The organism is Nonomuraea polychroma (genome assembly GCF_004011505.1).
In the GTDB taxonomy this organism is placed as follows: domain Bacteria; phylum Actinomycetota; class Actinomycetes; order Streptosporangiales; family Streptosporangiaceae; genus Nonomuraea; species Nonomuraea polychroma.
Genome location: NZ_SAUN01000001.1, coordinates 10,272,938 through 10,286,140 on the forward strand (window position 1 = coordinate 10,272,938; position 13,203 = coordinate 10,286,140).

The 13,203-nt window shown below is 70.6% G+C and carries 15 protein-coding genes; 4 read left to right on the forward strand and 11 right to left on the reverse strand.

Annotated features, from left to right (window positions below):
* Positions 1-7 precede the first annotated feature (7 nt).
* The gene (locus tag EDD27_RS47770) at positions 8-655 is read right to left on the reverse strand and encodes a response regulator (protein WP_127939345.1); all 648 of its coding nucleotides are present in this window, start codon (positions 653-655) and stop codon (positions 8-10) included.
* A complete protein-coding gene (locus EDD27_RS47775) occupies positions 652-1,758 on the reverse strand; it encodes a sensor histidine kinase (protein ID WP_127939347.1) in 1,107 nt (368 codons plus the stop codon). Before EDD27_RS47775 ends, EDD27_RS47770 begins: the two co-directional genes overlap by 4 nt.
* 110 nt (positions 1,759-1,868) lie before the next feature.
* Here EDD27_RS47775 and EDD27_RS47780 point away from each other — a divergent pair, with 110 nt between their 5' ends.
* Entirely contained in the window at positions 1,869-2,924 is a 1,056-nt protein-coding gene (locus EDD27_RS47780; protein WP_206641999.1) for an alpha/beta hydrolase family protein, read from the forward strand.
* Here EDD27_RS47780 and EDD27_RS47785 read toward each other — a convergent pair.
* From EDD27_RS47785 to EDD27_RS47800, 4 genes are all read right to left on the reverse strand, one after another.
* Positions 2,885-3,709: an NmrA family NAD(P)-binding protein gene (locus EDD27_RS47785; protein ID WP_127939351.1), complete on the reverse strand. Its 825-nt coding sequence runs from the start codon at positions 3,707-3,709 to the stop codon at positions 2,885-2,887. The genes EDD27_RS47780 and EDD27_RS47785 overlap by 40 nt on opposite strands.
* Before the next feature lie 197 nt (positions 3,710-3,906).
* Complete coding sequence (locus EDD27_RS47790; RefSeq protein ID WP_127939353.1) at positions 3,907-4,545, reverse strand: maleylpyruvate isomerase N-terminal domain-containing protein; 639 nt, start codon at positions 4,543-4,545, stop codon at positions 3,907-3,909.
* A 19-nt stretch (positions 4,546-4,564) separates the two neighbouring features.
* Complete coding sequence (locus EDD27_RS47795; protein WP_127939355.1) at positions 4,565-4,879, reverse strand: DMT family transporter; 315 nt, start codon at positions 4,877-4,879, stop codon at positions 4,565-4,567.
* Complete coding sequence (locus EDD27_RS47800; RefSeq protein ID WP_127939357.1) at positions 4,876-5,505, reverse strand: FMN-dependent NADH-azoreductase; 630 nt, start codon at positions 5,503-5,505, stop codon at positions 4,876-4,878. Before EDD27_RS47800 ends, EDD27_RS47795 begins: the two co-directional genes overlap by 4 nt.
* Before the next feature lie 80 nt (positions 5,506-5,585).
* On the opposite strand from EDD27_RS47800, the gene EDD27_RS47805 reads away from it, so the two are divergent.
* Complete coding sequence (locus tag EDD27_RS47805) at positions 5,586-6,140, forward strand: TetR/AcrR family transcriptional regulator (RefSeq protein WP_127939358.1); 555 nt, start codon at positions 5,586-5,588, stop codon at positions 6,138-6,140.
* Here EDD27_RS47805 and EDD27_RS47810 read toward each other — a convergent pair.
* Positions 6,115-6,849, reverse strand: coding sequence for a nucleotidyltransferase domain-containing protein (locus EDD27_RS47810; RefSeq protein WP_127939360.1), 735 nt, complete (start codon positions 6,847-6,849; stop codon positions 6,115-6,117). The two genes, EDD27_RS47805 and EDD27_RS47810, sit on opposite strands and share 26 nt — an antisense overlap.
* A gap of 10 nt (positions 6,850-6,859) precedes the next feature.
* Between EDD27_RS47810 and EDD27_RS47815 the strand changes: the two genes are divergently transcribed.
* Complete coding sequence (locus EDD27_RS47815; protein WP_127939362.1) at positions 6,860-7,675, forward strand: SDR family NAD(P)-dependent oxidoreductase; 816 nt, start codon at positions 6,860-6,862, stop codon at positions 7,673-7,675.
* Here EDD27_RS47815 and EDD27_RS47820 read toward each other — a convergent pair.
* Together EDD27_RS47820 and EDD27_RS47825 are read right to left on the reverse strand one after the other, a co-directional pair.
* Positions 7,662-8,603 (reverse strand): ribose-phosphate diphosphokinase, encoded by a 942-nt coding sequence (locus EDD27_RS47820; protein WP_127939364.1) that lies wholly within the window; start codon positions 8,601-8,603, stop codon positions 7,662-7,664. The genes EDD27_RS47815 and EDD27_RS47820 overlap by 14 nt on opposite strands.
* Before the next feature lie 33 nt (positions 8,604-8,636).
* Positions 8,637-9,275 carry an HAD family hydrolase gene (locus tag EDD27_RS47825; RefSeq protein ID WP_127939366.1) on the reverse strand — a complete coding sequence of 213 codons (639 nt, stop codon included), beginning with the start codon at positions 9,273-9,275 and terminating at the stop codon, positions 8,637-8,639.
* Between the two features lie 118 nt (positions 9,276-9,393).
* Here EDD27_RS47825 and EDD27_RS47830 point away from each other — a divergent pair, with 118 nt between their 5' ends.
* A complete protein-coding gene (locus EDD27_RS47830; RefSeq protein WP_127939368.1) occupies positions 9,394-11,181 on the forward strand; it encodes an alkyl/aryl-sulfatase in 1,788 nt (595 codons plus the stop codon).
* Positions 11,182-11,187: 6 nt separating this feature from the next.
* On the opposite strand, the gene EDD27_RS47835 is transcribed toward EDD27_RS47830, so the two are convergent.
* Positions 11,188-11,649, reverse strand: a complete 462-nt coding sequence (locus tag EDD27_RS47835; RefSeq protein ID WP_127939370.1) for a hypothetical protein — start codon at positions 11,647-11,649, stop codon at positions 11,188-11,190.
* Between the two features lie 44 nt (positions 11,650-11,693).
* A complete protein-coding gene (locus EDD27_RS47840; RefSeq protein WP_127939372.1) occupies positions 11,694-13,103 on the reverse strand; it encodes a purine-cytosine permease family protein in 1,410 nt (469 codons plus the stop codon).
* Between the last annotated feature and the right edge of the window lie 100 nt (positions 13,104-13,203).

The following is a 13,203-nucleotide window of genomic DNA, read 5'->3' on the forward strand; positions in this document are numbered from 1 at the left end:
ATCGCGGTCAGCCCAGGTCGGCGTCGTGGACCAGGATGGCCGCCTGGACCCGGTTGGCCAGGCCCAGCTTGGCCAGCAGGCGGCTGACGTGCGCCTTCACCGTGGCCTCCGTCAGGCGTAGCTCGCGGCCGATCTCGGCGTTGGACAGGCCGCGGGCCAGCGCCCTGATCACGTCCTCCTCGCGGCCGGTGAGCGTGGCGAGCTGCTTGCGTGCGGTCTCGGCGCGCGAGGGTCTGCGGTCGGCGTACGAGGCGATCAGGCGTTTGGTGACCGAGGGCGAGAGCATGGCCGGGCCGCCGGCGACCGTGCGGACGGCGGCGGCGAGCTCCCTCGGCGGGGTGTCCTTGAGCAGGAACCCGACCGCGCCCAGCCGCAGCGCCTCGTGCACGTACTCGTCCAGGTCGAACGTGGTCAACATGATCAGTTTGGGGGCGTCAGGCCAGGACAGCAGGTGGGCGGCGGCGGTCAGGCCGTCCATGCCGGGCATGCGTACGTCCATCAGCACGACCTCCGGCCGTAGCCGCGCCACGGCGGACACGGCCTCGGCTCCGTCCCGGGCCTCGCCGACGACCGCGATGTCGCCCGCGGCCTCCAGGATCAGCCGTAGCCCCGACCGTACGAGCTCCTCGTCGTCGACGACGAGCACCCTGATCATGCGGGCCGCCGATCGACGGCCACCGGCAGCGCCGCCGGGATGCTGGCGCACACGAGGAAACCGCCGCCTTCCTCCGCGCTGCTGCGCAGCGTGCCGCCGAGCAGCTCGACCCGCTCCCGCAGCCCCACGAGGCCCCAGCCCGCGCCGGGCAGCTCCTGACGCGGTGCCGTCGGCGCCTGGTTGCGCACCTCCACCTCCAGTTCGTCCGGCCCGTAACGGATGCGCACGTCCGTGCGGGCATCCGCCGCGTGCTTGTGCACGTTGGTGAGCGCCTCCTGGATCACCCGGTACGCCGTCCGCTCCACGGCCGCTTCCACCGGGCGTACCTCGCCCTCGTCGTGCCTCGTCACCGCGATGCCCAGAGCGCGGGACTGGTCGAGCAGGCGGTCCAGGTCGGAGAGCGTGGGCGGCGGCTGGTCGTCGGTCTTGGTCGAGCGCAGGACGCCGAGCACGTCGCGGAGGTCGGCCAGCGCCTCCCGGCCGATTCCGCCGATCATGGCGGCGGTCCGCACGGTCTCCTCTTCGGCCGCCCGCACCTCCAGCGCGCCGGCGTGCAGCACGATCAGCGAGACCCGGTGGGCGACGACGTCGTGCATCTCCCTGGCGATCCTGGCCCGCTCCTGCGCCCTGGCCTGCTCGGCCCGCATGACGTGCTCGTGTTCCACCCGCTTCTGGAGCTCGCGCCTGGCACGGACGAGGAGGCCCAGCGCGAACGGCAGCCCGACCACGCCCAGAGCCATCACCAGCGCGTTGCCCGGTCCGGCGGTTTCAAACTCCTGCCACTCGCTCACGACCGCGGAGATCCCGCACGCCACCAGGCAGCCGCCTAGATAGGCGGCGACGTCGCGGCTTCTGGTCAGCGTGCGGCCCGCGTGGTAGGAGGCGACCAGCAGCGGCGGCCACATCACGAGCCACGCGTACGTGACGGCCCCCACGGCGGCCAGCGGCCACCACGACCGTCGCGCCCACCAGGCGGCCAGCCCCGCCGCGGCGGCCACCACGACCAGCACCGGAAGCGGCAGGCTCGACGGGACCCCGGCCTGCCCGTGCACCACGAGCAGCGAGAGCCCGCACACCCCTGCCCCGAGCAGAACGAACCGCATGGCCACCAGCGTATGGGCCCGACCGGAAAGGCCTTTACGACGAAAGTAGTAACAGCCGATCGACGATCGGGGCGGGCGGTCAGATGCTTCCCGCCGCGATCGTGGAGTGCATGATCGCTCTATCCTTGATCGTCCTTGCCGCGCACACAGCCCCGGCGACCGACCTCGCCCTGCCGGAGCCGACCGGGCCGAAACCCGTCGGCACCACCAGCCTGCACCTGGTCGACTCCAGCCGTCCCGACCCCTGGAACCCTGAGGCCGGTGAGCGGGAGCTGATGGTCACCCTCTGGTACCCGGCCCGCAAGGCCGCCAGGAAGCGGGCGCCCTATCTCACCCCGCAGGAGTCGGCCGCCGTGCTGAAGCCCTACGAGAACGTCCCCCCGGACGCGCTCACCAAGGTCAGGACGTACGCCACGCTGGACGCCCCCGTACGCCGGGGCCGTCTGCCGCTGGTCGTGATGTCACCCGGCTTCAGCTTCCCCCGCGCCACCCTCACCTCGCTGGGCGAGGACCTCGCCAGCAGGGGATATCTGGTCGCGGCCGTGGAGCACACCTATGAGTCGGTCGCCACCACGTTCCCCGACGGCCGCACCACCACCTGCCTGGCCTGCGTGAAGGGTCAGGACGGCACCAAGGTGGCCGCGGGCCGGGTGGCGGACGTGCGATTCGTGCTGGACGAGCTGGCCAAGGGCCGCTGGGGCAAGGCGATCGACAGGTCGCGGATCGCCATGGCCGGCCACTCGATGGGCGGCAACAGCGCCGCCCACGCCATGGCGGTGGACCCGCGCATCAAGGCCGGCGTCAACCTGGACGGGTCCTTCCAGCCGGATGTCGAGCGTCTGGAGCGGCCCTTCATGCTGGTCGGGACGCCGAAGCACGTGCCCGGCGGCTCGTGGCAGACGTCCTGGCGCAACATGACCGGCCCGAAGCGATGGATCACGGTCGCGGGCACGGATCACTCGGCATTCGTCGACTACGCCGTGCTCAGGGCGCCACTCGGCATCCCCGGCCAGGAGCTCGACGGCACGCGGGCGTTGCGCATCACCCGCGCCCATCTCACCGCCTTCCTCGACCGGCACCTCCGCGGTAAGAACACGCCGGTCGAGGCCTATCCCGAGGTCACCGATCACACGCGGAACGCGTCGGCGTTCTCCGCCGCCCACTGAGCGAAGCTGCGCGCGTCCCGGCCGGTGATCTCCCGCACGGTCGGGACCACGGTGTAGCCGGCCTCCGGTGTGTTGCCGAGCGCGTTGACGAGGAACTCGATGGTCTCCTCACCCATGCCGTCGCCGCGCCACTTGGCCCGCGCCTCGTCCACGGTCAGCTCCACGAACCGCACGTCCCTGCCGATCGCCGCGCCCAGGATCGCGACCTTCTCCCTGAGCGTGATCGCCTCGGGACCGGTCAGCGTGTACGTCATGCCGCCGTGTCCCCCCTGAACCAGCACCGTCGCGGCCACGGCGGCGATGTCACGCTCGTGCACGAGCGCGCTCAGCCGGTCGCCGAACGGCTCCTTGATGACGCCTTCCGTCTTGATCGTGTGCGCCCACCAGCGCAAGGTGTTGGACATGAACTCGACGGGCTCGAGCAGCGTCCACTCGATGTCCGTGCCGGCCAGCGCCTGCTCCAACTCGCCGTCCGCACGCCCGCCGAGCACCGTGACCCGCCGCACGCCCGCCTCGGCGGCCATTTTCGCCAGACCGGCGCCGTCCGGCAGGGGCGTGTAGTCGTCACCCGCGAAGTTGATGAAGTGTGCGCCCTCGACGCCGTCGAAGACGCCGGCCAGGGTGTCCAGCCTGGCCAGGTCGCCCGCGACGACCTCGACGCCCTCGGGCAGGCTCGCCTTGGCGGGGTCCCTGGTCAGGGCCCGCACCTGATGTCCGGCCGCGAGGAGCTCCTCGACGACGAGACGGCCGACGGTCCCGGTGGCACCGGTGACGAGGAAGGTCATGGCGAACCTCTTTCTGTTCGGAACGGAACGTTCTGATTTCACTATAGCAGAACGGAATGCTTCATTCCGTAGATTTCCGAAAGAGATGGCGTCCGTCGAGGAGCGGGCTGCGCTTACCGGGAGTGCGAGCAGCTCGTGCGCGGCATCAAGGAAGCGCGCAGGGCCGTGACGTCGTCACGGCCCTGCGCATGATCGCCCTAGAAGGCGCTGATGGTGGCCGGGGCGCGTTCGGCGCGGCTCAGCGTGCGGATGACCGCGGTCGCCCCGTGCCGGTGCACGGCCAGCCGGGCCAGCAGCTCGACCACGGGATCGATGACCGAGTCGGGCAGGGCCGGTGTCTCGATGCCCACGCTCGCGGCCAGGTCGTCGGAGTGCACGACCAGCTCGACCAGTCTGGTGAGCAGGAGGTCGTCCAGCCTGAGCGACCATTCGGCCCAGGGGAGCGGGATCGCGCGATCCGCGGGCTCGGCGGGCAGTGTGGCGCTCAGCTCGTCGAGCAGCGCCTGCGAGCGCTCCACCAGCGCGGCCGGCCCATCGGCGGCGGCTGCCTCCCCGCCGCGGCGGACGTAGACGTTGCTCTCGTGGTCGAGGCCCGCCTGCACCCACGGGGACCTCGAAAAGTGCTCGATGAGCTCGATCGGCTCCTGCGCCTCTCTGTCGAGCGCGAGCGCGTCCCGAACCCGGACGAGCTGGAGAGCCAGATGCCCGGCCAGCCCCGCGACGCTGAATTCCGTCAGTGCGCTCGGCTTGTCCCATGCCGCGCTCACGGCGGGATCGCCCAGGAGGGACACCGCCGACGCCGCGGCCACCAGATAGGACTGCCTTCTGTCCCCCATTTGCCGCCTTTCCCCTGCTTCAGGTGGTGACTCGGGCCAACACTATCCCGCCGACAATCAGCCCGAGGGCCGCCATTCGGCCGACCGAGACGGGGTCATCGTTGAGCACGATGCCCAGGGTGATCGCGCCGACGGCGCCGATGCCGGTGAAGACCGCGTACGCGGTGCCGACCGGCAGGGTGTTCATGGCCTGCGACAGCAGCCAGACGGCGGCGGCCATCAAGGCCAGGCAGACCAGTGTGGGCAGGGGCTTGGTGAAGTTGTGCGTGGGTTTGATGCTCTGCGACCACGCCACCTCGACCAGCCCGGCCAGCACCAGGATCAGCCAGTTCACCGCGCCGCCTCCTTCAGCGCCGCCGCCAGGGACTCCTCGTGCCGGTCGCGCAGGTGCGCCAGCGCCGGATCGAGACGGGCGTTGACCAGTTCGGCGTGGATGAACGTCACGTCCTCGACCCGGAAGTGGCCCTTGAAGAAGTCGCGGAGGTAGCGCTCCTGGTGGTCGTACGGCTCGCGGGGCGTGCCCGGGCCGTACGCGCCGCCACGCGCGCCGGTCACCACGAACGAGCGGCCTTCGAGCGACATCTTGGGGAACGTGATCTGGTCCAGCCAGGCCTTCAGCGCCGACGGGATCGAGTAGTTGTACATCGGCGTGCCGATCAGGATGACCTCCGCCGCCACGACCTCGGCCAGCAGCGGCTCCACGACGGCCCACGCTTGGCGTTGGGCGGAGGTGCGGGCCGCCTCCCCATAACGCGAAATATCGGTTATCTCGTGCTCAAGGATGTAGTCGCACACCTCCGTCCAGGCCTCGCCGATGTGCGGCACGGGTTGTGCGGCGAGGTCGCGGTAGACGTACCCGGCCTGTGGGTGGGCGGCTCGCCAGGTCTCGGCGTACACGCTCGACAACCTGCGCGAGAACGACGCCGCGCGGCGCGCGCTGGCGTCCAGATGCAGCAACATGATCTCTCCAAAGGGTGGCTATGTGGACACGCTGTCCGGTTCAATATAGGCGGACGGAGTGTCCACTTACAATTGCCGTCATGGAAAGAGCCGACGCCGCGCGCAACCGCGCCCGGATCCTGGAAGCGGCCGCCCAGCTCTTCGCCGAGAAGCCGCCGCAGGACGTGACGATGGACGACATCGCCAGGAAGGCGGGGGTGGGCAGGGGCACCCTCTACCGCCGTTACCCGGACCGGGCCTCGATCGCGGTCGCGCTGCTCGACGAGCACGAACGCGAGCTGCAGGAGCGCTTGTTGCGCGGCGAGCCGCCGCTGGGCCCCGGCGCGCCGCCCGCCGAGCGGCTGGCCGCCTTCTATGCCGCCATGGTGCGGCTGCTGGAGGACCACGCGCACCTGGTGCTCGGGTCGGAGGTGGGCCGCTCCCGCTTCGAGACCGGCGCGTACGGCTTCTGGCGGGCGCACGTGCGCGCGCTCCTGGTCGCTGTCGGCACGCCTGGCCCGGACGCCCTGGTCGACGTCCTGCTCGCCCCGCTGGCCCCCGAGGTCTACAGCTATCAGCGCTCGGTGCTCGGCCTGACCCCCACCCAGATCACCGAGGCGCTGACCAGGCTCACGGCGATTCTAGAACCCTGGTGATCGTGGACCTGATGAACGCGCGGGCCAGCTTGGCCCTCCTGAACCGGCTCAGCGGCGGCGCCGTCGTGCCGTACCTGCGGGCTCGCACGTCGGCCACCACGATCGCGGGCGCGCCCAGCTCGTGCAGCACCTCCAGGGCCTCCCGCTTGCTGATCAACTGCCCGTCCCGCAGCGTGACCGCGGCCCTGGCGACCGTGACCATGCCCAGGTCCACCCAGATGTCGTGCAGCCACCGTCGCCGTCCGCGCGTCCGGTCCAGCCAGAAGTCCCGCAGGTCAGTCCGTACGAACTCGGCGAGCTCCGCGTCCGACACCGGCGGCAGCAGGCCGGCGGGCGGCGGCCCGTGCAGCTCCAGGGGCTTGGTGTGCAGTTCGCGCCGCGTGACGGCGGTGACCGGACGCCGGAAGATCCGCTCGTGCGCCCACGTCACGTGCTCGGCCGACAGGTCCGCAAGCTCCTGCCTGGCCATGTAGGAACAGTGCAGCTTGTCGGCGAGCGGCAGGTCGATGGCCCGGTGCAGAGCCTTGATCCGCCGCCACTGCTCCATCGTGATCGGCTCCCCCACGACGGCGACGAGGTCCAGATCGCTGAGGCCCGGCTGGTAGTCGTCCGTCGCCAGTGACCCGTGCGCCCATAACGCCACGAGAGGTACGGCCGGCTCCACTGCTTCCAGAAAATGCCTTAGCAGGCGGTCGGTCGCTGCGTGCATGATGGCAACTATGATCGATACACGGCTGGCTGGAAAGGTCGCATTGATCACCGGGGCCAATCACGGCATCGGCGCGGCGACCGCGATCGCGCTGGCGGCCGAGGGCGTTTCGGTCTTCGTGACCTATAAGCGGCTGCCGCCGCTCGCCCATCCGGCCTATCCGGAGGCCTACGACCGTCATCGCGCCGCCGGTGCCGACGACGTGGTGCGCCGCATCCGGGAGGCAGGCGGCCAGGCCGAGTCGGCCGAGGCGGACCTGGCCGATCCCGGGACCCCGAGGGTGCTGTTCGACCAGGTGGAGAAGGCGTTCGGGCCGGTGGAGATCCTGGTCAACAACGCCAGCGGCTGGCGCAGCGACACCTTCGCGCCGACCGAGCGCGACGGCTTCGGCCGCCCGCTCCGGCCGGTGGACGCCGAGACGCACGACGGGCAGTTCGCGGTGGACGTGCGTGCGGCCGCCCTGCTGATCGCCGAGTTCGCCCGGCGGCACATCGACCGCGGCGCCTCCTGGGGCCGGATCATCGGCCTGACGTCGGAAGGGCCGCAGGGCTTCCCGACGGAGGTCTCGTACGGCGCCGCGAAGGCGGCCCAGGAGAGTTACACGATGTCGGCCGCGCACGAGCTGGGCCCGTACGGCGTCACCGCCAACATGGTCCATCCGCCCATCACCGACACCGGCTGGATCAACGAGGCGGTGGGGGAGCTGGCCCGCACCCATGGCCCGCTGCGGTCGGTCGGGCAGCCGGAGGACGTGGCCGAGGTGATCACGTTCCTGGCCTCTCACCAGGGGCGGCGCGTGACCGCGCAGGTCGTCAAGATGTACTGAACAAGGCGCTCACCGACTCGCCGTCGTGAATGCGGCGCATGGCCTCGGCCAGGGCGGGCGCGATCGACAGGACCGTGAGCTTGTCGCTGGGCTTGGGCGGCGGCGGCACGGTGTTCGTGCAGACGATCTCCGCGACCTCGGGCAGCGCGCCCAGCCGCTCCACCGCGCCGCTGGAGAAGAGCCCGTGCGTGCAGGCCAGGCGCACCGAGCGCACGCCGCGCTCGCGCAGCCGGTCGAGCAGCTCGATGACCGTGCTGCCCTTGGCGATCTCGTCGTCCAGGACGATGACGTCCTTGCCCTCCACGTCGCCGATGACCGAGCTGATCACTACGCGGTCGTCGCTGAAGCGTTGTTTGGCGCCCATCGCGACGCCGGTGCCGAGCAGGCGGGCGAAGTGGGCGGCCTCCTTGGCGTTGCCGAGGTCGGGGGAGACGACGACCGTGTTCGACAGGTCGTACTGGCGGAAGTGCGCGGCCAGCTCCCGCAGCGCGTGCAGGTGGTCGACGGGGACGCTGAAGAAGCCGTGCACCTGCGGCGAGTGCAGCGTCATCGCCAGCACCCGGTCGGCGCCCGCGGCCACCATCAGGTCGGCGACCAGCCGTGCGCCGATGGAGATCCGCGGCGCGTCCTTCTTGTCCGACCGCGCATAGGCGTAATGCGGGAGCACCACAGTGGTTCTGGCCGCCGACGCGCCACGGGCGGCGTCCAGCATGAGCAGCAGTTCGACCAGGTGCTCCTGGACGGGCGGCACCAGCGGCTGGATGAGGAAGACGTCACGCTCGCGGCAGTTGGCCTGCAACTGCACTTCCAGCGCGTCGTTGGCGAAGCGGCTGACCTTGACCGGGTGCAGGGGAGTGCCCAGGTGGGCGCAGATCTCTTCGGCTAGTTCGGGGTGGGCGGTGCCGCTGAAAACCGTGATGTCTCGCACGGTTCCCAGAGCATAGCCACTAGGTGCACACGTTCACGAGAGCAGGTCGAGGGTGAGCGCGTCGAGTCCCGGCAACACCCGCCAGGCCAGCGCGAGCGCGTCCGGCGCGGGCGGGTACCGCGGGTGCGGCACGGCGATCACCCGCATCCCGGCGGCATGCGCCGACCGCAGCCCGTTGCTCGAATCCTCGACCGCCACGCACGCGCGTGGATCGACATTCATCCGCCGCGCCGCCTCCAAGTACCCGTCCGGCGCCGGCTTGCCGCGAGCGACCTCCTCGGTGGACACCGTGGCCGCGAAACACTCCTTCAGCTCGGCCGCGTCCAGCACCACGTCGATCAGCCGGCGCGGCGACGAACTGGCCAGCCCCAGGGTGACGTGCCCGGACGCGCGCCGCACCGCCTCCACCGCACCGGGCAGCAGCGGCATCTCGTCGCGGTAGCGCTCAGCCATCTGATCCACCACACCGCGCGCGATCTCGTCCGGCGCCATCCGCACGCCCAGCTCGGACAGGTACGCGGCCCACTCGGCGGTGCTCATGCCCATCAGCCTGGACTGGGTGTCCGCCTGCCACGTGCCGCCGTGCTCGGCGACGAACGCCCGCCGCACCTCCTCCCACACCGGCTCGGAGTCGACCAGCACGCCGTCGAGGTCGAACACGCACGCTTCCATGGCATCTCCCGTGGATCGACAGGTCCAACATCATCGCATGTCCTTATTGCCCGAGATTCATCCTCTTAGGGGCGTTCATTGAGCTACCCCCGGCTGAATACCGGGCATGCGGCTAGGCATGGCAGACCTTCCATTTCACGACAGGGGCGACTTCGCGGATGCGGACCGGGGTTTCATCGCCAAACTCAGCCCCGCTGTGATCAGGACGGCGGACGGCAGGGTCATCTGGGACGGCGACTCCTACGACTTCCTCCAGGGCGAGTGCCCGGCGACAGCCCATCCCAGTCTGTGGCGTCAGGCCCAGCTGTGTGCCAGACAAGGTCTGTACGAGGTCGCCGACGGCCTCTATCAGGTACGCGGCCTGGACCTGTCCAACATGACGCTGGTCGAGGGCGAGAGCGGGGTCATCGTCATCGACCCGCTGATCTCCACAGAGTGCGCCGCCGCCGCGCTGAAGTTGTACCGCGCCCACCGCGGCGACCGGCCCGTCACCGGCGTGATCTACACCCACCCGCACGCCGACCACTTCGGCGGCGTCCGCGGCGTCACCCGCGGCGGCGTGCCCATCCTGGCCGCCGCCGGGTTCCTGGAGCAGGCGGTGTCGGAGACCGTGTACGCGGGCCCGGCGCTCACCCGCCGTGCCGTCTACATGTACGGGCCCGCCCTGCCCCGCTCACCCGAAGGCCAGATCGGCTGCGGCCTCGGCATGACCGTCTCGACGGGCAGCCTGTCCCTCATCCCGCCCACGGTCGACATCACCCGCACCGGACAGGAGGAGACGGTCGACGGCGTACGGATGATCTTCCACTTGGGCTCCGGCGCCGAGATGACCTTCCTCCTGCCCGACCACCACGCGTTGTGCCTGGCCGAGAACGCCACCCACAACCAGCACAATCTGCTGTCCCTGCGCGGCGGCCCGTTCCGCGACGCCCGGGCCTGGGCGCGCTGCCTCAACGAGGCACTGTCCCTGTTCGGCGGCCAGGCCGACATCGCCTTCGCCGCACACCATTGGCCGACGTGGGGCCGCGACGACATCGCCCGCTTTCTGGCCCGGCAGCGCGACATGTACGCCTATCTGCACGATCAGACCCTGCGCCTGCTCAACAAGGGCCTGACGGCGGCCGAGATCGCCGAGGCCGTGCAACTGCCGCCCGAACTCGAGCGCTCCTGGCACACCCACGGCTACCACGGCTCGGCCAGCCACAATGTCAAGGCCATCTACCAGCAGTACGTGGGCTGGTTCGACGGCAACCCAGCCCACCTGTGGGAGCACCCGCCGCGGGAGAGCGCGATCCGATACGTCGAGTGCCTGGGCGGCGGTGCGTCCGTCGTCGAGTTCGCCCGGCGTTACCTGGCCGAGAACGACCTGCGCTTCGCCGCCCAGCTGCTCAACCACGCCGTCTTCGCCGACGAGGGCAACAAGGAGGCCCGCGACCTGCTCGCCCAGGTCTACACCAGGCTCGGCCACGGCGCGGAGAACGCCACGTGGCGCAACTTCTACCTCATGGGCGCGCTGGAGCTGGCGGACGGCATCGTGCCCGCCACCACTGACAGCGTCGCGCCCGATCTGTTCGCCGCGCTGAGCGTGGAGCAGGTCTTCGACTCGCTCGCCATCCGCGTCGACGGCCCGCGGGCCTGGCACGAACACCTGGCGATCGACTGGCACCTGACCGACCTGGGGGAGCGGCACCGTACGACGTTGTCCAACGGGGCGCTGATCCACCAGGCCCAGCCGTCCGACGAGGCCGCGGACCTGACGCTGCGGCTGACCAAGGCCCAGTTGCTCGGCCTGCTGTCGGGCAAGGGCGTCGAAGGGGTGGAACGCGAGGGCGACACGTCGGCGCTGCGGCGGCTGGTCGCGGTGCTGGACCGGCCGGTGCCGGACTTCGCCATCGTCACCGCCTGAACGGGCTCATTCGGGCCGTTGCCCGGCCTCGGCCAGCAGTGCCCGGCAGGCCAGCGCCAGCAACGTGACGACGACGGCCGCGACGCCCGGCCCCAGCACCAGCGGCACCGTCAGCCCGCCCGCGTGCCAGGCCGCCGCCAGGATCGCCGCCGACGTCAGCGCCCCGACCCCGAACATCGCCCCCCACAGCGGCAGCACGTGCAGGTACGAGAAGAGCAGCGGAAAGGCCAGCCATACGAACGGCGGCGCCGCCACGGCCAGCACCACCCAGCCCGCGGTCACCGAGCCCAGCCACACCCGCCTGCCCTCGATCGCGAAACCCGCCGCGTACGCCAGCCCGAGCAGCATACCCCCGACGGCCACGGCCACCCGGTCCTCGCGCAGCGCGGTGAGGACGGCGACCACCAGCAGCGTGAAGGCCGTGGCGTGCACCGTCCACCGCAGCAGCCGCAACGACATGTCCATCATCAGTCACCCACGGTAACCGGAAGCGGCTGCTGCCGCCAGGCGCGTCAGACGGCGCGGCGGGGTCGCGTCATTGCGGTGATCAGGTAGTACAGCACCCCGGCCAGCACGAGCGCGATGACCACGCCGATGTTGGCCGCCCCGAACGTGCTCTTCTCCAGATCCTCGCTCATCAGGAAGCCCACGACGGCGGCGATGTTCTGGTCGGCGGACGTGATGAGGCCCAGCCCCACCGCCGACGCCACCACCAGCGACACGACGCCGGGCCAGTTGACGGCCGGCGCCCCGGCCCGCAGTAACCGCTCGTCGTACGCCCGGCCGCCGGCCCGCTGCCGCCACATGTCCACCAGGAAGATCGCGACCCAGGCCGCCATCACCACGCCGACGATCGCCAGGAACGCCTGGAAGGTGGCGAGGAAACTGCTGGAGACGAACAGCAGGTAGTAGCCGCCGAGCAGCATGAGGAGCCCGTCGATCAGCACCGCGTAGTGCCGCCTGATCGGCACCCCGAGCGCCAGCATCGACAGCCCGGACGAATAAATGTCCATGATCGCCCCGGCCAGGAAACCGCCGATGGCGGTCAGCAGGTACGGCAGCAGGAACCACGTCGGCAGCGCCCCCGCCAGCGCCCCCACCGGGTCGCCGCCCGCCGCCCCGGCCAGTTGCGGATCGCCGCCCGCCAGCAGCACCCCGAACACGAGCAGCACCATCGGTGGCAACGCGCCCCCGAGCATCGTCCACAGTGCCACCGATCGCGCAGGGGAGTTCGCCGGCAGGTAACGCGAGTAGTCGGCGCCGCAGTTGACCCAGCCGAGGCCGAGCAGGGTCATCGCGAAGATGATCCCGCCCACCCAGCCGCCGGGCCCGGCCGTGGTCTCCAGCGACACACCGAGTCTGGGCATCATGAGGATCATGTAAATGACGGTCAGCACGATGAACGCGTACGTCAGGTAACGCTGGACCACCATGATCATGGCGTGGCCGTACACGCCGACCGCGATCACCACCAAGGCCGCGACGGCGAAGCAGATGGCGGTGGCCGTCGTGCCGGGCAGGCCGGGCACGAGCCGCGCCAGGATGGCCGCGCCGCTCTGCGCCGCCAGCGTGGCCAGCACGATCTCCCAGCCGACGTTCGAAATGTAGGAGAACACCGTGGGCAGCTTGTTGCCCTGGTATCCGAAGGGCGCCCGCCCCAGCGTCATCGTCGGCACGCCGGAGCGGGTGCCGCCGATCGCGACCAGGCCGACCAGCAGGAACGACAGCGCGTACCCGATGGCGCCGGTGATGACGGCGGGCACGACGCCAAGGCCGAGACCTACGACGTACACGCCGAACGCCACGCCGAACAGCGACAGGTTGGAGCCCGCCCACGGCCAGAACAGGTCACCCGGCCGGCCGCGCCGCTCCGCCTCGGGAACGGCGTTGATGCCGTTCTGCTCGACGGTCATCATGTCCATGATCGGACGTTACCTGCGTTCCGCGGAGAAGCCCATCCCTGTGGCCGGCCCACCTGGGCTATGGCAAGCCTGATCGTCCCGCGACGGGCAAAGAATTCAT